The 24,460-nt window shown below is 36.1% G+C and carries 19 protein-coding genes; 6 read left to right on the forward strand and 13 right to left on the reverse strand.

What is annotated here, in order from left to right; translation table 11 throughout:
- Positions 1-171 precede the first annotated feature (171 nt).
- From der to era, 3 genes are all read right to left on the reverse strand, one after another.
- Positions 172-1,476, reverse strand: coding sequence for a ribosome biogenesis GTPase Der (gene der, locus QWY91_RS10830; protein ID WP_290234858.1), 1,305 nt, complete (start codon positions 1,474-1,476; stop codon positions 172-174).
- Positions 1,477-1,558: 82 nt separating this feature from the next.
- Positions 1,559-2,818, reverse strand: coding sequence for a cation:proton antiporter (locus QWY91_RS10835; RefSeq protein ID WP_290234861.1), 1,260 nt, complete (start codon positions 2,816-2,818; stop codon positions 1,559-1,561).
- A 104-nt stretch (positions 2,819-2,922) separates the two neighbouring features.
- Positions 2,923-3,807, reverse strand: a complete 885-nt coding sequence (gene era, locus QWY91_RS10840) for a GTPase Era (protein ID WP_290234863.1) — start codon at positions 3,805-3,807, stop codon at positions 2,923-2,925.
- A gap of 263 nt (positions 3,808-4,070) precedes the next feature.
- Here era and QWY91_RS10845 point away from each other — a divergent pair, with 263 nt between their 5' ends.
- Complete coding sequence (locus QWY91_RS10845) at positions 4,071-5,612, forward strand: SulP family inorganic anion transporter (RefSeq protein WP_290234866.1); 1,542 nt, start codon at positions 4,071-4,073, stop codon at positions 5,610-5,612.
- Between the two features lie 117 nt (positions 5,613-5,729).
- On the opposite strand, the gene QWY91_RS10850 is transcribed toward QWY91_RS10845, so the two are convergent.
- Positions 5,730-7,244, reverse strand: a complete 1,515-nt coding sequence (locus tag QWY91_RS10850) for a peptidase associated/transthyretin-like domain-containing protein (protein WP_290234869.1) — start codon at positions 7,242-7,244, stop codon at positions 5,730-5,732.
- 210 nt (positions 7,245-7,454) lie between these two features.
- On the opposite strand from QWY91_RS10850, the gene QWY91_RS10855 reads away from it, so the two are divergent.
- Positions 7,455-8,891: a TonB-dependent receptor gene (locus QWY91_RS10855; RefSeq protein WP_290234871.1), complete on the forward strand. Its 1,437-nt coding sequence runs from the start codon at positions 7,455-7,457 to the stop codon at positions 8,889-8,891.
- A 58-nt stretch (positions 8,892-8,949) separates the two neighbouring features.
- Here QWY91_RS10855 and QWY91_RS10860 read toward each other — a convergent pair whose 3' ends face one another.
- The 8 genes from QWY91_RS10860 to QWY91_RS10895 all read right to left on the reverse strand — a co-directional run bounded on the left by QWY91_RS10860 (position 8,950) and on the right by QWY91_RS10895 (position 17,484).
- Positions 8,950-10,899, reverse strand: coding sequence for a M1 family metallopeptidase (locus QWY91_RS10860; RefSeq protein WP_290234874.1), 1,950 nt, complete (start codon positions 10,897-10,899; stop codon positions 8,950-8,952).
- A gap of 174 nt (positions 10,900-11,073) precedes the next feature.
- Positions 11,074-11,532, reverse strand: a complete 459-nt coding sequence (locus QWY91_RS10865) for an RNA methyltransferase (protein ID WP_290234876.1) — start codon at positions 11,530-11,532, stop codon at positions 11,074-11,076.
- Positions 11,533-11,663: 131 nt separating this feature from the next.
- Positions 11,664-12,104 carry a MarR family winged helix-turn-helix transcriptional regulator gene (locus tag QWY91_RS10870; protein WP_290234878.1) on the reverse strand — a complete coding sequence of 147 codons (441 nt, stop codon included), beginning with the start codon at positions 12,102-12,104 and terminating at the stop codon, positions 11,664-11,666.
- A complete protein-coding gene (locus QWY91_RS10875; RefSeq protein ID WP_290234880.1) occupies positions 12,101-12,586 on the reverse strand; it encodes a glutathione peroxidase in 486 nt (161 codons plus the stop codon). Before QWY91_RS10875 ends, QWY91_RS10870 begins: the two co-directional genes overlap by 4 nt.
- 186 nt (positions 12,587-12,772) lie before the next feature.
- Entirely contained in the window at positions 12,773-13,558 is a 786-nt protein-coding gene (locus QWY91_RS10880) for a hypothetical protein (protein ID WP_290234882.1), read from the reverse strand.
- Between the two features lie 4 nt (positions 13,559-13,562).
- Positions 13,563-14,303, reverse strand: coding sequence for an MIP/aquaporin family protein (locus QWY91_RS10885; RefSeq protein WP_290234884.1), 741 nt, complete (start codon positions 14,301-14,303; stop codon positions 13,563-13,565).
- Between the two features lie 15 nt (positions 14,304-14,318).
- Positions 14,319-15,812 carry a glycerol kinase GlpK gene (glpK, locus tag QWY91_RS10890; protein ID WP_290234885.1) on the reverse strand — a complete coding sequence of 498 codons (1,494 nt, stop codon included), beginning with the start codon at positions 15,810-15,812 and terminating at the stop codon, positions 14,319-14,321.
- A gap of 97 nt (positions 15,813-15,909) precedes the next feature.
- A complete protein-coding gene (locus QWY91_RS10895; protein ID WP_290234886.1) occupies positions 15,910-17,484 on the reverse strand; it encodes a glycerol-3-phosphate dehydrogenase/oxidase in 1,575 nt (524 codons plus the stop codon).
- A gap of 238 nt (positions 17,485-17,722) precedes the next feature.
- Here QWY91_RS10895 and QWY91_RS10900 point away from each other — a divergent pair, with 238 nt between their 5' ends.
- From QWY91_RS10900 to QWY91_RS10910, 3 genes are all read left to right on the forward strand, one after another.
- Positions 17,723-18,475: a DeoR/GlpR family DNA-binding transcription regulator gene (locus QWY91_RS10900; protein ID WP_290234888.1), complete on the forward strand. Its 753-nt coding sequence runs from the start codon at positions 17,723-17,725 to the stop codon at positions 18,473-18,475.
- 242 nt (positions 18,476-18,717) lie between these two features.
- Positions 18,718-20,625, forward strand: a complete 1,908-nt coding sequence (glgB, locus tag QWY91_RS10905) for a 1,4-alpha-glucan branching protein GlgB (protein WP_290234889.1) — start codon at positions 18,718-18,720, stop codon at positions 20,623-20,625.
- 31 nt (positions 20,626-20,656) lie between these two features.
- Complete coding sequence (locus QWY91_RS10910) at positions 20,657-23,059, forward strand: glycoside hydrolase family 31 protein (protein WP_290234892.1); 2,403 nt, start codon at positions 20,657-20,659, stop codon at positions 23,057-23,059.
- 125 nt (positions 23,060-23,184) lie between these two features.
- On the opposite strand, the gene QWY91_RS10915 is transcribed toward QWY91_RS10910, so the two are convergent.
- The gene (locus tag QWY91_RS10915; protein WP_290234894.1) at positions 23,185-23,553 is read right to left on the reverse strand and encodes a hypothetical protein; all 369 of its coding nucleotides are present in this window, start codon (positions 23,551-23,553) and stop codon (positions 23,185-23,187) included.
- Between the two features lie 159 nt (positions 23,554-23,712).
- Here QWY91_RS10915 and QWY91_RS10920 point away from each other — a divergent pair, with 159 nt between their 5' ends.
- Positions 23,713-24,432 carry an NUDIX hydrolase gene (locus QWY91_RS10920; protein WP_290234897.1) on the forward strand — a complete coding sequence of 240 codons (720 nt, stop codon included), beginning with the start codon at positions 23,713-23,715 and terminating at the stop codon, positions 24,430-24,432.
- Positions 24,433-24,460 lie beyond the last annotated feature (28 nt).

The following is a 24,460-nucleotide window of genomic DNA, read 5'->3' on the forward strand; positions in this document are numbered from 1 at the left end:
GATGTTTAAAATTTTCGGTTTAGGTTATAAACGTGGTGGTTATATCTAGTTAGACTCCGCTAAAACGAAAACGTTTAATAAAACATCATAAATTTTCTAAAAAAACATAAAAAAAGGATTCAAAAACCCTAAAATGGCTTAAGAATCCTTTATTAAACTATTGAAAAAATTTTATTTCTTTCTGAAATATACTGTAATTGGAACTCCTTTAAAATCAAATTCCTCACGTAATTTATTCTCTATAAACCTTTTATAAGGATCTCTCACATACTGAGGAAGATTACAGAAAAATGCAAATTGCGGTTGCGGAGTTGGCAACTGGGTACAGAATTTAATTTTCACATACTTTCCTTTATAAGCCGGTGGCGGATTATTTTCCATTATTGGGAGCATGACATCGTTAAGAAGCTTAGTTTTTATCTTCTTACTTCTATCCTCAAATACTTTTACGGCAGTTTCTATCGCTTTGAAAATACGCTGCTTATTCAACACAGACATAAAAATAATTGGCACATCTGTAAACGGTTCAATTTCCCTGCGAATTTCCTGCTCTAAAGTTTTCATGGTATTGGTTTCTTTTTCAACCAAATCCCATTTATTTACAAGTATAACTATCCCTTTACGGTTGCGTTGCGCAAGCCAGAATATATTTTGTACCTGGCCGTCAAATCCACGGGTGGCATCTAAGACGAGTAAACAAACATCGGCATTCTCTATTGCTCTTACCGATCGCATAACCGAGTAAAACTCCAGATCTTCTTTAACTTTTGATTTTCTACGGATCCCAGCCGTATCTACCAAATTAAATTCAAAACCGAATCTGTTGTATTTGGTATCTATAGAATCTCTAGTGGTTCCTGCAATATCAGTTACGATATATCTTTCTTCACCTATTAATGAATTAATGAAAGAAGATTTACCAGCATTAGGACGTCCTACTACTGCAAATCTTGGAAGCTCACTTTCTTCAACATTTGTTTCTTCTGGTAAAGCTTCGATAACTGCATCTAGTAGATCTCCAGATCCACTACCATTGGTACTCGCAATAGGAAAATAATCTCCTAAACCTAAAGCGTAAAATTCTACAGCGTTCTCTAGGCGTTTATTGTTGTCTACTTTATTTACAGCAAGAAATACAGGTTTGTTTACTTTTCTAAGAAGTATTGCAACATCTTCATCCATCGGGGTTATGCCTGTCTCTACGTCTACCATAAAGATAATCACATCTGCCTCATCGATAGCGAGTTCTACCTGCTTATCAATTTCAGATTCAAAAACATCATCGCTCCCAATAACATACCCACCGGTATCTATTAAAGAAAACTGCCGACCATTCCAGTCTGATTTTCCATAATGACGATCGCGGGTTACACCACTCACAGAATCTACAATCGCCTCACGACGTTGTATTAAACGATTAAAAAAAGTAGATTTTCCAACATTAGGCCTCCCTACAATAGCAACAATACCACTCATAACTAAAAATTATTTGCAAAGGTAGTATTAAACAACCGATTTAGAAACATTAAATTTTCATGAATTTAAATGTATCCTCTAGCTATTCAGCTGCTTGTGTATTCTGTGTTTTTTCAATTAGTTTCCCAACGGTTAATCCCTGCACTAAAATGGCAAATATTACCACAACATAAGTCATCACAAGAAAAAGATCGCGATCCATATCTTTAGTTAATCCCAGACATAGCGCGATAGAAATTCCACCTCTTAAACCGCCCCACGTCATAATGAGATTTGTTTTTGGAATAAAACCCAGCTTCTTTCTGAAAAACTCTATCGGCAGCAACAAAGAAAGATAGCGACAAACAAGCACTACCGGAATAGCTAATAGCCCGGCAAGAATATATTCCAGATCGAACGTGAGTACCAAAATCTCCATCCCTATAAGAACAAAAAGCACCGTATTTAAAAGAATATCAATAAGCTCCCAAAATTTATCAACGTAAGTTTCCGTCATTTCAGACATAGAGGATTGTCTAACGGTATCCTTGCCTACAAGTAAACCTGCGGTTACCATAGCTAAAGGAGCAGAAAAATGAAGTTTTTGAGCAACTGCTGTACCAACCATTACTGCAGCTAGTGTGATAATTACTTCAGTATCATAATCATCAATCGAGCGCATTAAAAGATAGGTGATATACCCAATCCCTAATCCTAAACCTACGCCTCCAATAACCTCAGCACCAAAAAGCTCAAGAATATGCATAAATCCGGTACTTTCTTCGCTACCACCAGATTCGGCAATATTAAATATGGTTAGAAAAACGACTACTCCTACTCCATCATTAAATAAAGATTCTCCTACTATTTTTGTTTCAAGCTGTTTTGGAGCACCTGCTTTTTTTAATATTCCTAATACGGCAATAGGATCTGTAGGAGAAATTAAAGCACCAAAGAGTAGACAATTAATAAAATCTACCTCCAAACCAAATAAAGGCAACATAAAGTATACAAGACTACCTACTAAAAATGTCGAAGTAAGCACGCCCAAAGTTGCAAACACGACAACGGGCCATCGCTGGACTTTTAATTGCTCAAAATTAGTGTGTAATGCACCGGCAAAAAGCAAAAAGCTAAGCATAACATCAAGCAGTAATGTTCTAAAATCAAGCTGAGTAATGATATATTGCTCAATGTCGAGTAATGTATCATCAAAAAAACTAATCCCGAAAACAACTAAACTGAATATAATTGTGATCAGCATTAAACCAATAGTAGTTGGCAACTTCAAAAATCGAACATTTACATAGCCAAAAAGTGCGGCCAATGCAATGATGATGGTTAGAATAATAAACGGACTCATATTTTTGCTGAAGTAATAGTTCAGCTTAAAGATATACGAATCGGTTTGGGAATCAATTTAACCAAAGTCTTTTAACGAAAGATTAAAATAACTAAATGCTAAAATTAGTCTTTAGAATAACCAAAACGCTTTAATTGTCTATCGTTACTTCTCCAGTTTTTGTTCACTTTCACGTAAAGTTCTATGTGAACTTGTTTCCCAAAGAATTTCTCTAAATCGGCACGTGCCTCTACACCTACTCGCTTTAAAGCATTCCCTTTATGACCAATTATAATTCCTTTTTGTGTATCACGTTCTACCATGATCACACTACGCATCCTTATAATTTTCTCTTCTTCAAAAAACTCCTCGGTTTCTATTTCTACGGAATAAGGGATTTCTTTTTTATAATGAATTAGAATTTTCTCGCGAATAATTTCATTTACAAAAAAACGTTCCGGTTTATCGGTAAGGCTGTCTTTCGGATAAAAAGCAGGACTTTCTGGCAACAATTCAATAATCCGGCTAAAAACTTCAGCAACATTAAATCCTTCTAAAGCTGAAATTGGATAAATTTCGGCTTTAGGAACTTTCTCTTTCCAAAGCTGCACTTGCGATTCGAGCTGCTCTTGGTGAGATTTATCAATTTTATTCAGTAATAATAAAACCGGTATGTCAGCATGAATAATTTTTCTAAAGAAAGCTTCATCTTTTAGATTCTGCTCGCCAATTTCAACCATATAAACTAACACATCGGCATCTTCAAAAGCAGATTTTACAAAATCCATCATCGATGCCTGAAGCTCGTACGCAGGTTTAATAATTCCGGGAGTATCACTTAAAACTGCCTGAAAATCTTCTCCGTTCACAATCCCCAAAATACGATGTCTTGTAGTTTGCGCTTTAGAAGTAATAATGGATAAACGCTCTCCTACAAAAGCATTCATCAATGTTGATTTTCCTACGTTGGGATTCCCAATAATATTTACAAAACCTGCTTTATGTGCCATGCTGAATTTTTTACAAAGATATTTTATTTAATTACTGCAACCTAAAACCAAACGAAAAATTGATTTTTTTCAGAAAAGAAGCTTTTCTACAACCTAAAAACGACTACTAAATACGTAAAAAACAAGGATTTATATTACGATACCATTAAAAATTGAAGGCTTTTAAGCAGTCTGCTTTCTTATTAAATTAAATTATATAATTTTGCGGCTTCTAAAATTGAAGCCCAAGGCTTTAAATATCAGCAAAAGACACAAAAAGCAATATGAAACAAGTCTTCAATCTCTTTGATTTTTCTCAAAAAGTTAATTATAAAACCGAGATATTGGCTGGGCTTACCGTGGCAATGACCATGATCCCAGAATCTTTATCTTTTGCCATATTAGCAGGCTTCCCTCCGTTAGTTGGTTTATATGCCGCCTTTATAATGGGATTAATTACCGCAATATTTGGTGGACGCCCGGGATTGGTTTCTGGTGGTGCCGGTGCAACCGTCGTTGTTTTAATTGCTTTAATGAATTCGCACGGATTAGAATATGTATTTGCCGCAGTAGCCATGGCAGGAATCATTCAGATTGCCGTTGGCGTATTTAAACTGGGGAAATTTATACGATTAGTACCGCAACCTGTTATGTTTGGGTTTGTAAACGGTCTTGCGGTTATTATTTTTTCTGCTCAATTAGAACAGTTTAAAGAAGTGGTAAATGGACAGGTAGAATGGCTAACAGGTAGCCCATTGTTAATTATGCTGGCTTTAGTAGCTTTAACGATCGCTATTATTCTTATTTTTCCTAAAATAACCAAAGCAGTTCCACCATCGTTAGTAGCAATATTAGTGGTTTTTGGTCTTGTTTATTTCTTCGGAATTGAGACCAGACAGGTTAAAGATATTGCTTCAGTAAGTGGTACGTTACCTCCTTTTCACATTCCGCAGGTTCCATTTACTTTAGAAACCCTGAAGATTATTTTACCATACGGACTTATCATGGCAGCAGTTGGTTTAACTGAAGGACTATTAACTTTAAACCTTGTTGATGAAATTACCGGAACCCGTGGTCGTAGTAACAAAGAATGTGTTGCGCAGGGAACCGCAAATATTGCCAATGGCTTTTTCTTCGGAATGGGGGGATGCCCGATGCTTGCACAAACGCTGGTAAATTTATCTTCCGGATCTCGCGCAAGACTATCTGGAATTATCGCTGCGATTACTATTTTAATAATTATCCTTGTTGGTGCACCGGTAATTGAATTATTACCCATGGCAGCACTTACAGGAGTTATGATCATGGTGGCATTTGGTACTTTTGAGTGGGCAAGTTTTAAAACACTTACCAGAATGCCTAAGCATGATATTTTTGTAATGGTATTGGTAACCTTAATTACCATTTTGCTTCACAATTTGGCACTTGCAGTATTAATTGGTGTAATTATTTCAGCATTAGTATTTGCCTGGGATAACGCGAAAAGAATTCGAGCTAGAAAAAGAATCGATGAAAATGGCGTTAAACATTACGAAATATACGGTCCACTTTTCTTTGGATCGACAACAGCTTTCAATGAGAAATTCGATGTTTTGAATGATCCTGAAGAAGTAATTGTAGACTTTTCTGAAAGTAGAATTGTAGATATGTCTGGTATCGAAGCGGTAAATAAACTTACCGAAAGATATGCTAAGCAAAATAAAAAATTACACTTAAGACATTTAAGTGATGATTGTCGCCATCTCCTAAACAATGCAGATGCAATCATTGAGGTAAATATTATTGAAGATCCAACTTATCGCGTGGTTACCGATCGCGTAGATTAGTTTGATTATTCTTACGTTCCTACGAACATTTAATTTTTATTTTTATCTATTAAAAAAAGCTCCTTAGACTATCGAAATTCGATATTTAAGGAGCTTTTTATTTTAAGGCTTATTTATTTACTCTGAATCTTCAGATTCGTCCATAGCACTAAAGGATTTGATGGCTTGATTTGGCTCCATCACATTGTATCCATCCCAAAATTCAGAATTATATTTTTTGAATTTCTTATAATCAAATTGGTTATTTACTTCAACTGAAGCATAAGAATCTTCGCTCATTTCCTCTTCATCATAAATAATCCACTGCCCTTTAGAAACATCACTTGCCACGATATCCATCTCTAGATCTAATTCCTTAAGACGTTTGTTCCAATACCATTTTCCTTTTTTCACTAAAATTTTTAAAGGTCGGCTTACACCAAATGTATTCCCAGAGCTACGCTCTACATATTTTAAATTGTATTTTGCGTTCTGATCTTTAGTAAAGATCATTTTCCCCTGATAAACGTCCGCTTTATTACTAATGCCAAATAGTTTGAATTTCTTAAGCGGTTTCACAATATCATAATCCAGACGATAAAGTCCAAAATCTTCTGTACTTACAAACATTTTTCCTTTAAAGTCGGCTCCGCGTTTTGGTTTAAAATTAATTACATAAGCGATATCGCTTCCAATCTGGGTATATCCTTCAATTTCAAAATCGTATTTTCTTGATTTCTCAAAAACATCTAGTGTGATATCTTCTTTCCAGAACATTCCTTTAAGGCTTGTCCTAAGTTTTGAGTGAATACCATTCGCTAAATCTTCATAAAGTTCGATACTATCTTTTGCCTTTTCTTCCGCAGTTTTTTCTTTGGGTTCTTCTACCTCCTCTATTTCTTCAAGAAACTCATCGCTATCCATTTTAAATCCTAACAATCCAGATTTAATTTTCACATAAGTATCTTCGCCAAGATTATCTTTAATAATTTGCTCCATGCGCTCGCCAAGTTCTTCTACTCCCTGCTCGTTCGTTGGATTATATAGATTGGCGATTTTAATTACCTGAACTTTTTGATCGTCATAATTACCGTAAAAATCACCAAGATACTCCATATAACTATCTACGTAACGCGGAATTTGAGTTAGTGCATTATTCACAAATTTCTGATCGATTTCTGGAATGGTACTTTCTTCCACTTCCATATCCATACGTTTTATATCATTGAAGTAAGAACTTCGATAAAAGAAACGCTTCTTTGCGTAATTAAAATTATAATTAGAGTCGATATTCGCTAAAACCTTCTCTAAAATTTCTTCGCCGGTTAAGTCTTTATCAGATAGAAAAACTTCTGTCAACGTAATTGAAGATGGCTTTATAAATAAGGTATCTTTTAATTCTGAAATTAGCATTTCGGTTTCCTCGTACCCTAAAGAAGAAACTTTTATTTTATTATTTTCTGAAATTCCTTCGGGTAGCACAAAAACACCCTCATCGTTGGTTAAAACTCCCTTGTTTTCTCCATACTGAATTGTAGCATAAGGAATAATTTCTCTGGTTTGTCCATCTGCAAGTACCGCAGAAATTTCAGTCTGCTGGCTAAATACAGTTGCGGAAATAAGTAAAAGTGCCTGAATAATTAATGTTCGCATTTTGATGATGATTTGGTTAGATGACTCATTTTTAAATAGCTGGATAAAAAATTATTACTAATTTTTTAGATTTATTAAATATAAAGTAATGGATTTATTTACCTAACGTATAATCATAAATAAATATTATAAAATATCTAACATTGCTTTAGGGCACACTCTTCAGAATAATTGTAATTTTAGGCAAACGAATGCCTAAAGGTTTAATCTATGCCAATTAATGTTCAGGGAGACAAGGAGTTTGATAAAATAACTTCTATTCAGAATAAAGCACTCCGCATTAATCTTAATGAAAATATTTACGGAACTTTTGCCGAAATCGGTGCCGGCCAGGAAACAGTGAGAAACTTTTTTAGGGCACCAAATCCTTCTGGGACCATTGCGAAGACAATGAGTGCCTACGATAAGGATTTTAGTGATGCTATTTACGGAGCCGAACCTGCCAAACGATATGTAACCGAACCTCGTCTTAAAGCCATGATGGCCTACGAAACTGGTCTTATCGAAAAACGAATATCAAGATTAAAACATCCCAATAAGCTTTTCTTTAGTTTCGCCAATACGGTTGCGACTATAGATTGGGCTAAAAAATATAAAGGTCATGGATGGATCGGGATTCGATTCCAAACTAAACCTAAAGAAGAGTATAGTGAGATCATTATGCACGTGCAATTGCACGAAAATAAGGCTGCCCAACAACAAATAAGCTTAGGCATAATGGGTGTTAATCTTATTTACGCCGCTTATTATCATCACGACGATCCTAAAGTTTTACTTAAGCGTTTGTACGATCACCTAAGTGCAGATAAAATTGAAGTTGATACCATCAACTTTACTGGCCCTGCATTTAAAGATGTCGATAATAGACTTATGAGTTTGCAACTGGTTAAAAACGGAATGACTGATGCGGTAATGTTTGCTCCATCTGGAAATAATGTTTTACCCGCAAATGTGCTATATAAGAAAAACATTTTAACGCTACGCGGAAGTTTTAGACCGGTAACTAAAGTAAACATAAGCATGTACGAAAAGTCGCTGCGTATGTTTATGGAAGATCATGACATACAACGTGCTGCTACTGAAGTTATATTTGAAATTACGCTTTTCAATTTAAAAGGAGAAGGCGACGAAATTGATGAACGAGATTTTCTAAATCGTGCTGACTTGCTTTGCGCTCTGGGCCATACAGTAATGATTTCTAATTTTCAGCAATATTATAAAGTGGTAAATTATTTTGCCCAATTTACCTCAGAGCAGATTGGCCTGACAATGGGTGTTACTACCTTACAGGATATTTTCGATGACAAATATTACACAAATCTAAGTGGCGGAATATTGGAAGCTTTTGGTTCTTTATTTGCACGTAATGTGAATATCTATCTATACCCTTCCCGAAATGAAGAAACCGGTGAAATATACACTACCAAAAACCTTAGAGTAAACAATAATACTAGAGGTCTTTATAATTTCTTTAAGCAGAATGATCGTATTATCAACATCACAGATTACGACGAGGAAACTTTGGATATCAATTCCAGAAAAGTGCATGAAATGATTACTGAAGAAAAATCGGGATGGGAAGAGATGATCCCAGAAAAAGTAACCGATTTGATAAAAACTCAGCATATGTTCCGGAAGAAAAAATAAATATTACAAATAAAAAATCCCGGCTAGACCGGGATTTTTTTGTTTACTTATATATTTTCTAATTTTGATAGAAAGACTCAGCTGGCCAGCTATCATTAGAATAATCTACATCTGGTAAAATTTTATCTGGGTCGATTTCGATACTTTTTGGAGCTTTATCTGTATCTACTAAATGACTCCAGCTATCACCACGTTGCCATATTTCTACAGGCAGGGTTAGTATTTCAGAAGATTCATCCTGGTAGGTGATTTTCATTTTTACAGGCATAGGCACTTCACCTTTATTAGCAACAGTAATAATAAAACCTTTACCATCTCTATTCTGCTTAACTCCTTCTATAGCAAGATCGATGTTACCCGTTCCGTAAAACCAGTTCCCAAAGAACCATGATAAATTCTCACCGGCTACATTCTCCATATGATTAAAGAAATCTTTAGGCTGCGGATGCTTGAAAGCCCAAGTTTTAATATACGATTTAAACGCATTGTCAAATCTTTCGTGACCTAAGATATATTCTCTAAGCATTAATAGACCAATACCTGGTTTATAATACGCCGTCATTCCAAGATTTCTTAAATTGGTAACATCTGGATAAGTATCGATACCTTCTCTTGTTTCAGATTTAAACCACCCGGTAAGATTTCTAGTTTTATTTAGACTTGCAGGATATTCTCCAAAATCTTTAGTACTGTAATAGTTTATAAAGGTATTGAAACCTTCATCCATCCAGGCATATCTTCTTTCATTAGACCCTACAATCATAGGAAACCAGTTATGTCCAAATTCGTGATCTGTAACACCCCATAGTGAAGCGCCTTTACTTTTCCATCCACAAAAATTAAGGCCAGGATATTCCATCCCTCCAATTTCAGCGGCTACATTTGTTGCAACCGGCCAAGGGAATTCATACCATTTATTAGAATAATGCTCTATAGACTGTTTGCTATATTCCGTAGATCTTCCCCAGGCATCGTTACCCGCACTTTCTTTTGGATAAACCGATTGTGCTAAAATATCTTTCCCACTTGGCAAATCGATCTTCGCAGCATCCCAAATATATGCTTTAGATGATGCAAAAGCGATATCATGAGAATTCTCCATTTTAAAATGCCAGGTAAGTGTTCCATCCTGCTTTGCTCTTAGCGAAGCGTCATTAATCTCGTCTTCACCAATAATAGTTACGGTCTCATCACTTTTTCTTGCTTTATCTAATCGATCTCTTAGTTTAGAAGAAAGCACCTTTCTCTCGTTCACTAATTCACCAGAACCAACTACAATATGATTCCAAGGTGCGGTAATTTCATAATCAAAATCTCCATATTCCAGATAAAACTCCCCTGCGCCAAGATATGGTTCTACATTCCAACCTTCGATATCATCATAAACAGCAGTACGAGGATACCATTGCGCCATTGCGTAAATCGTACCATCTTCTACATCTAATCTTCCCATACGATCCATACCCTTAACTGGGATGTTATAGGTAAAGTTCATAGAAACTGTAGCTGTTCCGCCATTTGCTTTTATTGGCTTATCAAACCAAACCTGCATTCTGGTATCGTTTATTAAATGTTTAGAAGAAGTACTTCTACCTGTTTTAGCTTCCAGATTAGATATCTCGTATCCTCCATCTATATCTCCATTATAGCGATTCCCGTCAATTGGAGTCGTCAAATATCCTCTTGAATTTTCAGTAAACCGATTTTGTTCCAGATACAACCAGATAAAAGGAAGTTCGTCCGGACTATTATTAGTGTAAGAAAGCGTAATTTCTCCGCTTAAGGTATGCGCCTTATCATCTAGCGTTGCCTTTATTTCATAATCGGCTTCATTCTGCCAGTAATCTGGTCCTGGAACCCCTGAAGCTGAACGGTAAGGATTACCGCTACGATCCATAAATTCATCAAAATCTTGCTGATTGTTCTCTACTGCCTCCTGCGCCTGGGATAAGAAGCTAAATGCTCCTGTAAACGCTAAAGCAAGTACAGCCTTTGAAAGATATTTCATTTTATTAATTTTTATTTAATGACCGCTAATTTAAAGAAAGTATGAAGAAAATGTTAGGGAATAGACAGGTAAAATCTTTTAATAAATCGATTTATCAAATTAACGATTTACACATTTAATTTTGTAGAAAAATACGCAGCAACTAAATATCTCTTCTGAATTCGGAAATTCTAATTATTTTATATTCTTAGCACTACGATCGTACATTATAATGCTGCCTGCTACTGAAACATTCAAGCTTAAGGTTGATTTAAATTTTACGAGAAAATGCGATTTTTCAACAGCTTGTTTTGAAAGTCCGTGATCTTCTGCTCCCAAAAGATAAACGCATCGGCGGGGATGTTCAAAACTTTCTAATGGCTCTGCTTTTTCATCCAATTCTACTCCTACAAGCATTGCGCCTTTGGGTAAATGCGTATAAAAGTCATCAAAACTTTCATAATGAAAATAGGGCATTGCGCCTACCGCTTTATGAGTATCGCAGGCCTGCTTTGCATATCTATTTCCAATTGTAAAAATAAAACTGGCACCCATATTCTGGGCAGAACGCCACAAGACTCCCAAGTTTTCGGGAGTTTTACCATTTTGAATACCTATACCAAAAAAACCTTGTTGCAGATTATCCACTTTCATGGCTGCAAGATATTATTTTAGACTGAAATCTGAAATGGAAACATTTTAGACCTACAGCATTGATAGAATTACTGAACTAACATTCAATATCTATTTTTCAAAGATTTGAACAAGATTTGAAGTATTTTTAGCTACTTCTTTTTCTCGAAACGAGTAAGAAAATTTTTGATAAGCAACTGCATACTTCCTAATTCTTCTACCGGCGTATTTAGTACTCTGGATAATGAAAACGGAATCCTTTTTGCTTTTGCTTTTAAAGCTTTTCCCGTTTCAGTAATTCTGATCTCATCTTCTAATGAATCTAATTGATCATTCTGAAGCGTTAAAAAGTTTTTTTGCTGAAGTCCTTTTAGAATCGGCATTAAACTTTCTTTATTTAAATAAAGTTGCCTTCTAATTTGACCAATATTAACCTTATCCTTTTCCCATAACATCAGCATCACCATATATTCAGAGTAACTAAGCTGAAGTTTGGCAAGAACAGGCTGATAAAGACGAGATATGATTCTTGTAGAACCATACACAGGGAAACACAATTGCTCGTTTAAACTGAGGGTAGATTTAGTTGTCATTTTGCGTTATTTAGGAGTTGTTTTATATCCTTTTCTATTTTTGCGGGTGAAGTTGTTGGAGCATATCTTTTGTAAGGATCTCCGTTGGGTGTAATTAGGAATTTAGTAAAATTCCACTTAATTCTTTTTCCAAGCGTCCCGGGTAAAGACTGCTTTAGGTATTTAAATATGGGATGTGTGCCACTTCCATTAACATCGATCTTCTCGGTTAAAGGAAAAGTAACTCCATGATTTATTTTACAGGCTTCTTCCATCGATGCGTTGGTCTCTGGTTCTTGCCCTGCGAATTGATTACATGGGAAGCCAAGTACTACCAATCCCTTTTCTTTATAATCCTGATGTAATTTCTCCAAACCTTCAAATTGCGGCGCTAGGCCACATTTTGTCGCGGTATTTACAATTAAGATTGGTTGATTTTTAAACGCTTTAAATTGAAGCGTCTGGCCACTGGCAGTACTAACTTCGAAGTCATAGATTTTCATAGCAATAACTTTCCCATTTTTTCTAAATCAAATTTCTGCATTTCCCCATTCAATTTACAACAATCCTCATAAATTAACTTTATGAGAATATTATATTTTTCATACTTCAGAATAAAATAAATCGCGACTTCAATTCCGAAGCAAAAATCAGTTCATTTAACTATGCAGAAATCGCTAAATCATTAACTAAAACAAGTTGAATGCAACCTGTATCGCTCCATAATCTTGCACAGGATTCCAACTCGCTGTTGCTGAAACCGGAAGTGTAAATTTGTCAAAGACATTTAGATCTCTGTTATAAATCACACCAACATTGGTAAAACCTGCTTCATCTCCGTAAAAGTGTGCATCTTGCGGAGCAAAAGACCATGATCCACCTACAAGACCTGATAAAGACCAGTCTTTTTCATCTAATATTACGTAACTAGCTTCAACATAATTAGAAAATGCATTTCGTAATTGGCCATTATCATTTACAAAAGTATCCCTACCCTGCACTATCGTACTCCAAGATAATTTTAAAGGAATCTTTTGAAATTGATAACCTAAAATCACATCTATAAAATGTGAGGTTTCGCTACGATCGTAATCAAAAATCTTGGCATCTGGATAATCGCTATAATTATTAATATCCCAAATAGCCAAAGACCAACCATTGTGCATAAAACTTACGTAATAGTCAAATTCGGTATAATCGCCATTAAATCCTCTACCTCCCCAAAGCCCTGCTTTAAAGAATCCATTTTTAGAAGTATAATTTATATCGGCTGCCGTCATTGGAGCATCGGTAACATGTAAACCTTTCCAAAGGTGCATGTTTTTAAGCTGAAGATTAAAATGAAATAATTTGGCATCATTTTCAACTTCATCTTCATTCCGCTCCTCTACGATATTTTCGTCACTAACCTGAGCGAAAGAAATATTACCCGCCAACAAAAAAGTTAGCAGAAAAATAGCATGTATATTTTTCATAAAATTACTTTCCTAAAATTAAAAATAGAATTGCAGCAATCGCAGCTCCGATGATTGGTCCCACAATTGGAATCCATGAATACGACCAATTGCTATCGGTTTTGCCTTTAATAGGTAAAAGGGCATGAACAATTCTTGGCCCTAAATCTCGAGCTGGGTTAATTGCGTAACCGGTGGTTCCTCCTAGAGAAAGACCAATTCCCCACACCATAAATGCTACAGGAATGGCACCAATTGCGCCCAAACCAACTTTGGTTGTTCCGCCAGACGAAGTTTCGAAAGAAGCATCTGCAAAATAAAAAACAGCGATAACTAACACGAAAGTTCCTAAAATCTCGCTCATTAAATTTCTAAAGTTATTTGGTATTGCTGGATCTGTACAAAAAACTGCTCGCTTTAAGCCAGCATCTTCGGTAGCATCAAAGTGATCTTTATACATTACATACACTAAAAAAGAACCAATCATGGCTCCTATAAATTCTCCTGCTAAATAAGTAGGTACATCTGCCCAGGGAAAAATTCCCCCAATTGCTAAACCTAAAGTAACTGCTGGATTTAAGTGTGCCCCACTGTAAGGACCTGCAACTACAACACCGGCAAATACTGCTAATCCCCATGCGGTGGAGATACTAACCCAACCACCGCCGTTTCCTTTGGTTCCATTTAAAATATCATTGGCAACTACTCCGCCCCCTAATAAAATCAGCAGTCCGGTTCCTAAAATTTCGGCTATAAAAGGTGTCATAAACGCTATTTTAGTTTAAAGTTTTGTCCATTCTTGCAAAGCATTTACTGCTCTATACCAGCCATCAATACCGTCTTTCACAGCATCTTGATCTTCGGTAGGATGAAACTCTTTATCTATTTTCCAGATTTCTTCAATTTCTTCCATGCTGTCCCAGTAACCGACAGCAAGACCGGCTAGATAAGCTGCACCTAAAGCTGTAGTCTCTGTAATTTCTGGTCGTACGGTTTCAGTATTTAAAACATCACTTTGAAATTGCATCAACATATCATTTACTGAAGCTCCTCCATCTACACGTAATTGTTTAATATCGATTCCGCTATCCGCCTGCATGGCTTTAAGAATATCCATGGTTTGGTATGCTATAGCTTCTAATGAAGCTCTTGCGATATGTGCATCTGTAGTTCCTCTGGTAATCCCGAACATTGTTCCCTTGGCTTTCTGATTCCAGTGAGGAGCACCTAATCCGGAAAATGCCGGAATAAAATATACTCCGTCAGTAGTATCTACCGAGCTGGCAAGTTTCTCTACATCTGCAGATTTCTTTATTACACCTAATCCATCTCTAAGCCACTGTACCACTGCTCCCGCGATAAAAATAGATCCTTCTAAACAGTATTCTGTTTTCCCATTAATTCTCCAAGCTACAGAAGTAAGAAGATTATTTTCTGAAACGATCGGTTCTTCACCAATGTTCATTAACATGAAACATCCAGTTCCGTAGGTATTTTTCACCATTCCTTTTTTGGTACACATTTGTCCAAATAAAGCAGCCATCTGGTCTCCCGCAATTCCTGCAATTGGAATTTTAGAGGCAAAAACGGTGGTTTTGGTATGCCCGTATATTTCGCTAGAATCTTTTACTTCTGGCAACATACTTTTAGGAATGTCGAAAATCTCTAAGAGTTCATCATCCCACTCCATTGTATTAATGTTGAAAAACAGTGTACGGCAGGCGTTAGTAACATCGGTTATATGCAATTCACCTTTTGTGAAATTCCAGATTAACCAGGTATCGATGGTTCCCATGATCAAATCTCCTGCTTCTGCCTTTTCTCTGGCTCCTTCAACATTATCAAGAATCCATTTAACCTTGGTTCCAGAAAAGTAAGAATCGATAACTAGACCGGTCTTTTTCTTAATTATTTCAGCAGTTCCATCTTCTTTTAATTCATCACAATAATCTGAAGTTCTTTTATCTTGCCAAACAATCGCATTGTAAACAGGATCTCCGGTTTTTTTATCCCAGACTACAACGGTTTCGCGCTGATTTGTAATACCAATCCCAGCAATGTTGTTTCCGTTCATTCCGTGTTTGGTAGTTGCTTCCGCAGCAACACCTGCTTGCGTTGACCATATTTCCCTAGCATCGTGCTCTACCCATCCTGGTTGAGGAAAATGTTGAGTAAATTCTTTTTGCGCAACTGAAACAATCTTCCCCTTCTTATCGAAAAGGATTGCGCGGGAGCTAGTAGTCCCCTGATCTAATGCTAACATGTACTGATCCATATCGCTATATGTTTTTTAAATAGAGTCACATTGAAAGATGTAACCCTAAGCTCCCAAAATTAATTGAGAGCTATTTGGTTAATAAATTGGTTAAATATTATATGGTATAATGATCTGCTATCTCTTTAAAATCTGCAATTTGGTTGGCAATCCATTGTTCATCTTTTCCCGTTTCTTTAGCTAGTATTTTAGCAACTTCGGGAGCACATTCTATGGCAGCTTTAGCATCCATAAATAGCATTCTAACCCTTCTTGCTAAAACATCGTCTATAGTTCTCGCCAGTTCGTTGCGTGCGGCCCATACAACTTCAGCCTTTAAAAAGTCTAATCTTGGATGAAGCTTTTCACCTAAAGAAGGATCTTCGTTAATTAAATTATGAAGTTGAGGCTGATCACTTCCGTAGATATAAAGGTGATTAGTAAGATCTGGATTTTCTTTCGCTCCATGGATTTTTAGATCCATCGTCTTACATTCTTTCTTCGGAAGTTTCCCTAGAGAAATTGCCTTATCTACAGTGTCCTGCGCCATTCGTCTAAAAGTAGTCCACTTACCACCAGTAATAGTGATCAAACCGGTTTCTGAAACTAAAACTTTGTGACTTCTGGAAATCTCTTTGGAACTTTCTGAACCATCTTTAGGAGCAGCAAGAGGTCTTAAACCAGCGTAAATACTTCGAACATCATCACGAGTAACTTTTTTCTCTAAGTAGTTATTGAAAGTTTTCAATATAAACTCTACTTCTTTATCTAAAGCCTGAGGTTCTAGACAATGTTCTTCTAACGGAGTATCGGTTGTACCTACAATTACCTTATCATGCCATGGCACAGCAAATAATACACGGCCATCATCTGTTTTTGGAATCATTATGGCATCCTCTCCCGGCAAGAAAGATTTATCGAAAACCAAATGAACTCCCTGACTTGGCTTCACCATATTACGAGCATCCGGATTCGCCATTTTAAGAATATCATCTGTAAAAACTCCAGTTGCATTGATCACGGTGCTACCGAAAAATTGATGATCTTCCCCAGTTTCCATATCTTTTGCTGAAACTCCCTTGATTACCTTGTCTTCAATAATCAAATTATTTACTTTAAAGTGATTAAGTACAGAAGCTCCATGCTCTACACATGTTTGTGCTACATTTACAGCCAGACGAGAGTCATCGAATTGACCATCCTGATAAACAACCCCGCCTTTTAATTTATCCTGACGTATAGTTTTTAAACGCTTTAAAGCTTCCTCCTTATTTATATGCTTCGATTTACCCAAACTTAATTTTCCTGCAAGAAAATCGTAAGCCTTTAAACCTATAGTGTAGTACATTCCTTCGTACCACCTATAATTAGGAATTACAAAACTTTGGTTTTTAACTAAATGAGGTGCGTTTTTGCTTAAAAGACCACGTTCATACAAAGCTTCTTTTACAAGGTCAATATTTCCTTGTGCTAGATATCGCACACCACCGTGTACTAACTTAGTACTACGGCTAGAAGTTCCTTTAGCAAAATCAACCTGCTCTAGCAGCAATGTTTTATATCCTCTAGTAACACTGTCTAATGCTACGCCTAAACCTGTTGCTCCTCCTCCAATTACAATCACATCCCATTTCTCGACGGCTTTGGCCGAATCGACTAATGTATTTCTAGAATATATATTTTTAGCTGCCATAATTATGTACCTTCTAATTTTTAGCTAATTTAATAAAAATGATTCAAAACGAAATATTCCGAAACAAAAAATTAGTTAAAGAAAGTAAATGAAAGTGTTAATTATCATTTAAACTAGGTTTTATTCTGTGAAAATTCAGTTAATTAAGTTTAGCTTTCATTTTATTTCGTTTACAACGCTACTAATCAGAAAACCGAATTTCATATATTTGTAGGACTTTACTTATTTTTTCAATACCATGAAGAGGCACCAGTTAATTCTTGAAAAATTACATCAAGAACAGCATATCGAAGTTTCAGAGCTTTGTGAAGAGTTAGGCGTATCTGCTGTGACCATTCGTAAAGACCTTAAGCTACTTGAAGACAAGGGATTATTACACCGTACGCATGGTGGTGCTTCTCTGGAAAACCCGTATATAAACGATCGCCCGGTAAACGAAAAAGAAAAAATTTCTGTTTCACAAAAAGATGATATTGCAAAAAAAGCCGCCACTTTAATAAAGGATAACGATTCGATTATGATTGCCTCTGGTACCACTGTACAACAATTGGCAAAATCGATTACTAATAAAGGTGCACTAAACGTAATTACTTCTTCTTTAAATGTCGCCTTAGAATTGCTGAATCATCAAAATATCCAGGTTATTCAACTTGGTGGAAATTTAAGACACACCTCATCTTCTGTCACCGGCCATTATGCTGAACATATTTTGGATCATATTTCTTGTAATCAGCTTTTTCTTGGTGTTGATGGTATCGATTTAGAATACGGTTGCACCACCACAAGCTTAGAAGAAGCACTTCTCAACCAAAAAATGATTGAAGCTTCACAACGCACAATAATACTTGCAGATTCATCAAAATTCGGTAAAAAAAGTTTTGGAAGAATTTGTGGTCTGGAACAGGTAGACCAAATTATTACAGATAAAGGTATCTCTGCCAGCCTTTCAAAAAAAATAAGAGATATTGGAATCAAACTAAGTATCGTATAACTTCTCTTAGCAGCTTTACTCCTCTAATTACCAAAACTTCAAGAAGTAGATTCTTCCTTCATCGTTTTCGGATTATCCTAATTTTAATTAAACGCTAATATTAATTTAAAAAGTTCAGGATATAGAATTAAAACACTAATTTAATGCCACGAATGTACATTGATCTTCTTAAGAAATAAGAAGATTTTGCATTTTGAAGGCCAACCACCTTCTATTACACTAACCAATTATTTTAAGCTTTTATGAAGCAGGATGTACAGCTTTATTCTTTATTTACAGATTTTGACATTTCACTATTTAAAGCAGGTAAACATTATCGGATTTATGAAAAACTTGGATCACATATTTTAGAAATTAATGGTGTTAAAGGAACGTATTTTGCAGTATGGGCACCATCGGCTAAGAATGTCTCTGTAATTGGAGATTTTAATTACTGGACAGAAAATGACCATCCTCTTATGGTGCGTTGGGATAGTAGCGGCATCTGGGAAGGATTTATCCCGGGAGTAGGTAAAGGTTGTAGATATAAGTATAAGATAAATAGTGCTATCGATAATATTAGTGCTGAAAAAGCTGATCCTTATGCACGTAAAAGTGAACATCCGCCAGCTACAGCTTCGATAGTTTGGGAAGACGATTATGTATGGAAAGATAAAAAATGGCTTAATAGTCGCCCCACTAAAAATGCGCTAGATCAACCAATTTCAGTTTATGAAATTCATCTTGCAAGCTGGAAACGTAAATACGAAGAAAATCGCTCATTAAGCTATGTAGAAATGGCCGATGAGTTGGTGAGCTACGTTAAGGATCTAGGCTATACTCATGTAGAATTTATGCCAATCATGGAGTATCCTTACGATCCTTCCTGGGGATATCAGGTTACCGGTTACTACGCTCCTACTTCAAGATTTGGTAATCCAGACGAGTTTAAGCTTCTAGTAGATGCTTTCCATCGAAAAAATATCGCCGTTATCATGGATTGGGTCCCCTCTCATTTTCCCGAAGATAAACATGGTTTAGGGAAATTTGATGGGTCACATCTTTACGAACACCCAGATTATAAAAAAGGTTATCACCCCGATTGGAAAAGTCTTATTTTTAATTATGGTCGTAACGAAGTGCGATCGTTTTTAATTAGCAACGCTATTTTTTGGATCGATCAATATCATATTGATGGTATAAGAGTGGACGCTGTTGCTTCTATGATCTATTTGGATTATTCGCGAGAAGAAGGCGAATGGGAGCCTAATATTTTCGGCGGAAATGAAAATCTTGAAGCCATATCTTTTCTGAAAGATTTGAATATGGAAATCTACCAGAGTTTTGATGGCGTACAAACCATTGCTGAAGAATCTACCGCTTATCCTGGTGTTTCTAAACCTATCTATCTTGGCGGTTTAGGATTTGGTATGAAGTGGATGATGGGCTGGATGCACGACACCTTAGAGTATTTTAAAAAAAATAGCATTTATCGCCAACATCATCAAGATGACATTAGTTTTAGTTTAACCTATGCCTTTACAGAGAACTTCACCTTACCCTTAAGCCATGATGAAGTTGTTTACGGCAAAAAGTCTCTTTTAGGAAGAATGCCCGGCGATGATTGGCAGCGCTTTGCCAACCTAAGATTAATGCATGCTTACATGTACTCACACCCTGGCAACAAATTATTATTTATGGGAGGCGAAATTGGCCAATATGGGGAATGGAATTATAACAGTAGTCTAGATTGGAATCTACTGGATTATCCATTTCATAATGGAATCCATAAATTGGTGAAAGACCTCAACAACATCTACAAAAAACACCCTGCGCTTTACGAAAAGCAATTTAATCCTGAGGGGTTTGAATGGATCTCTTACGACGACAATCAAAATTCGATTCTTTCCTATTTACGTAAAGGAAAAGACGAAAAGGACGATGTCGTGATTATCTGCAATTTCACCCCCAATGTTTTAAATGACTATCGAGTTGGAGTTCCAAGATCAGGTAAATTAAAAGAAATTCTAAACACAGACGATTCAAAATATGAAGGTTCTGGTGTGAAAAATAAAATTATAAAAATTGATAATCAGGCATTTCATGGGAGAGATTATTCTGCCGCTTTAACTATACCGCCATTGGCTTCAGTATTTTTTAGCATCGTTTAGCAATCTCAAAATGTTACTTAATAAATAGAATATGATTACAAATACAGAATTAGAAAAGAAAGGAAACCTTTTCCCCTCAAAATTGGTTTCTTATGAGCAAAACGGAGATTCTATTTTGTTTGTTTCAGAAAACGGTGTGCATCTTATTGTTACTGTCCTGCGAGATAGTATGCTTCGGTTTAGATACGCCACCCATGGGATTTTTGAAAACGATTTTTCATACGCCATAGACAATGATCATTCTCATGGATATTCGGTATTAGAAATTATCGAAGACGAAAAATTTGTCTGGATAGTTACTGAACAGATTAAATGCAGGGTGAATAGAAATGATATGAAAACAGCCATGTTTGATATTGAAGATGAATTAATTCTTCAGGATGAGCTTGGGTATCATTGGGAAGAAAGTTTTGAGTTTGGCGGGAACTATGTAAAAATGAGCAAAAGTACCGTTGAAGGAGAAAACTTTTACGGTCTTGGGGACAAACCAACTAGCTTCAATTTAAAAGGAAAAAGAATTAGTAACTGGAATACCGATCAATACGCTTTTGGTAAAGATTTACCAGAATTGTATAAATCCATTCCATTTTATATAGGACTTCATCATGCTAAGGCTTATGGTATCTTCTTCGACAATACGTTTAAAACCCATTTTGATTTTTGCCATGAGCGTCGTCATGTTACCAGTTTTTGGGCAGATGGCGGGGAGATGAACTACTATTTTATTTACGGCCCTAAGATTGCTGAAGTGGTTACAAAATACACTAATCTTACCGGAAGACCAGAGTTACCACCAATGTGGGCTTTAGGATATCATCAAAGTAAATGGAGTTATTATCCTGAAGCGAAAGTTAAAGAATTAGCTGCTGGTTTTAGAGAAAATAAATTCCCTTGCGATGCACTTTATTTAGACATCGACTACATGGATGGTTTTAGATGCTTCACATGGAATACAGACTATTTCCCAGAGCCTAAAAGAATGGTAGAGGAATTAGAAGAAGATGGATTTAAAACCGTTGCAATCATCGATCCTGGCATCAAAATAGATAATAGTTACGAGATTTTTACCGACGGACTCGAAAAAGATTACTTCTGTAAACGAGCGGATGGACCTTATATGCGCGGTAAAGTGTGGCCGGGAAATTGCGTTTTCCCTGACTTTACAAATCCTGAAGTTAGAGAATGGTGGGCAGATCATTACAAGACTTTAATTGCTGAAATAGGCGTTAAAGGTGTTTGGAACGATATGAACGAACCGGCAGTAATGGAAGTCCCTGGAAAAACATTTCCTTTAGATGTTCGTCACGATTACGACGGGAATAGATGTAGCCATCGTAAAGCGCATAATATTTATGGTATGCAGATGGCTAGAGCTACTTACGAAGGCGTAAAGAAATACATATTCCCTAAAAGACCTTTTACGATTACACGTGCCAGCTACTCTGGTGGGCAACGCTTTAGTTCTACATGGACTGGCGATAACGTAGCTACCTGGGAGCATTTATGGCTAGGAAATGTTCAGATTCAACGTTTAGGAATGAGCGGATTTAGCTTTGCAGGTACCGATATTGGTGGTTTTGCAGATCAGCCAACGGGAGAATTATTTACCAGATGGATCCAGCTTGGAGTCTTTCATCCATTTTGCCGTGTACACTCTTCAGGAGATCATGGAGAACAGGAGCCTTGGTATTTTGGGGAAGAAGTACTAAATATTACTCGTAAATTTGTGGAATTACGCTATCAATTGCTTCCATATTTATACACTGCTTTTTATCAATATTGCGAAGAAAACATCCCTATTTTAAAACCTCTGGTTTATTTTGACCAGGAAGATGTACAAACACATTACAGAGCCGATGAATTTATCTTTGGTCATCATATTCTAGTTTGCCCAATACAGGAGCCAAATGTACAGGGAAGAAGAATGTATATTCCAAGAGGTCGTTGGTACAACTACTGGAATGATAGCATTGCTGAAGGTGGTAAAGAACTTTGGGTAGATGCTCCTTTAGATAGCATGCCAATTTATGTAAAAGAAGGTGCTATTATACCTAAATATCCCGTACAACAATATGTCGATGAATTTCAAATTGAAGAATTACGTTTAGATGTTTACTATAAAAATGGAAAGCAAAATTCTATTTATTATGAAGATGATCATGATGGTTACGACTATAAAATGGGACTTTATAATCTTAGGACTTTCAAACTTACCGGAAAAGAGAAAGAAATTATTATCCAGCAACATGTTGCCGGTACGTACGAATCGAATTTAAAAACCATGAAAATTTGTTTGCACGGCTTACCGTTCGATATTAAATCGGCTAGTGTAAATAATGAAGATGTGACTTTAGAAAGTATAGGCTATGATAAAGAAGGTCAGTTTATCACTTTAAATGAAAACTTTACAGATTTGCGCCTGGTAAGCGAATAAGAGTATTTGCTTTTATAATTAAATAAAAAGAAAACGGATTGGCTTGACCGAGTCCCCACCAATCCGTTTTTCTTAATAATTCTAAATTAAACTCACTTTGTTTAGGGCAAAAAAGTGTCTCTTCGCTACTCCTCTACTAAGTAATGGTATTGCAAATCGTAGGGCGATTGGCTCATCAACTCAATAAAGAAGTTTTGTTTATTTTTAAATCTATTCTTTGCAAATTCTTCTATTGATCGCGTACATATAGAAATCGCATCCCTTTCAGAAACTTCAAATTTCTTACGCGTCTTAGAATCGATAAAAGCTTTTATAATTTTATGTTTATATGCTAATTCTGGTTTCGTTTCTGGATCCATAGCTCTAGCATATGTTCCTTGCATATTCTCTGCTTCACAACAATTTACAAACTGCTTGTTTCTGTAAACTTCGATGTTCACATCGATCATTTCTCCGTTTGTATTTTCAACTGTTATGTACATCTTTGCTTTCATTGATACCCTAAAATTAGACTTAAAGAACAAGACAAATAGAACTCTTCGATGTAGTCCTTTTCTTCTATCGACGAGTGGTATAGATAAAAAGTCAGACCGAATTCATCGAAAATCGTATTTACGTTGAAATTGTTATTTTTACGCTCTAATTTTCACAAGATGTCTAAAGGCTTTATCGCAGAGGGAGAAAAATATATTCAGGAAGAAAATTTTATTGAAGCAATAACTATAGATTGTGTAGTTTTTGGATTTAATGAAGGCAAAATGGAAGTGCTACTGGTAAAACACGCTGAAGGTATTAGCAAAGACAGGTGGGGATTACCGGGTGGATGGATTACAGAGAAAGAATCTATAGACGATTCTGCTAAACGAGTTCTTAGAGATCTTACCGGCTTGGATAATATATTTTTAGAGCAATTACAGGCTTTTGGAGAACCCAATCGTTTTCCTGCAAGCCGCGTTATTACTATTGGTTATTACGCTTTGGTTAAGAGTGAAGATTATGAAATTGCCGCGGGATTTACGGCTTCTGAGGCAAAATGGTTTTTAGTTGAAGAACTCCCCGATCTTATTTATGATCATAAGATGATATTTGAAGCTGCCCAGGAAAAACTTAGGAATCGTGTGAAACAGGCACCCATAGGTTTCAACTTGCTTCCCGAGAAATTTACATTGCTTCAACTAATGCAGCTTTACGAAGAAATTCTTGATGTAAAAATGGACAAACCTAACTTCCGTAGAAAATTTTTAAAAATGAAACTTCTGGTAGATATTGGAGAAAAGCAGAAAGATGTTTCTCACCGTGCCGCCAAGTTGTTCAGTTTTGATGAAGAAGTCTACCAAAAACTGACCAAGAAAGGTTTTACGTTTGAGTTTTAATTACTTCAGAAAAAAGAAAGTCTACGAT

The organism is Zunongwangia endophytica (assembly GCF_030409505.1).
Classification (GTDB): Bacteria; Bacteroidota; Bacteroidia; order Flavobacteriales; family Flavobacteriaceae; genus Zunongwangia; species Zunongwangia endophytica.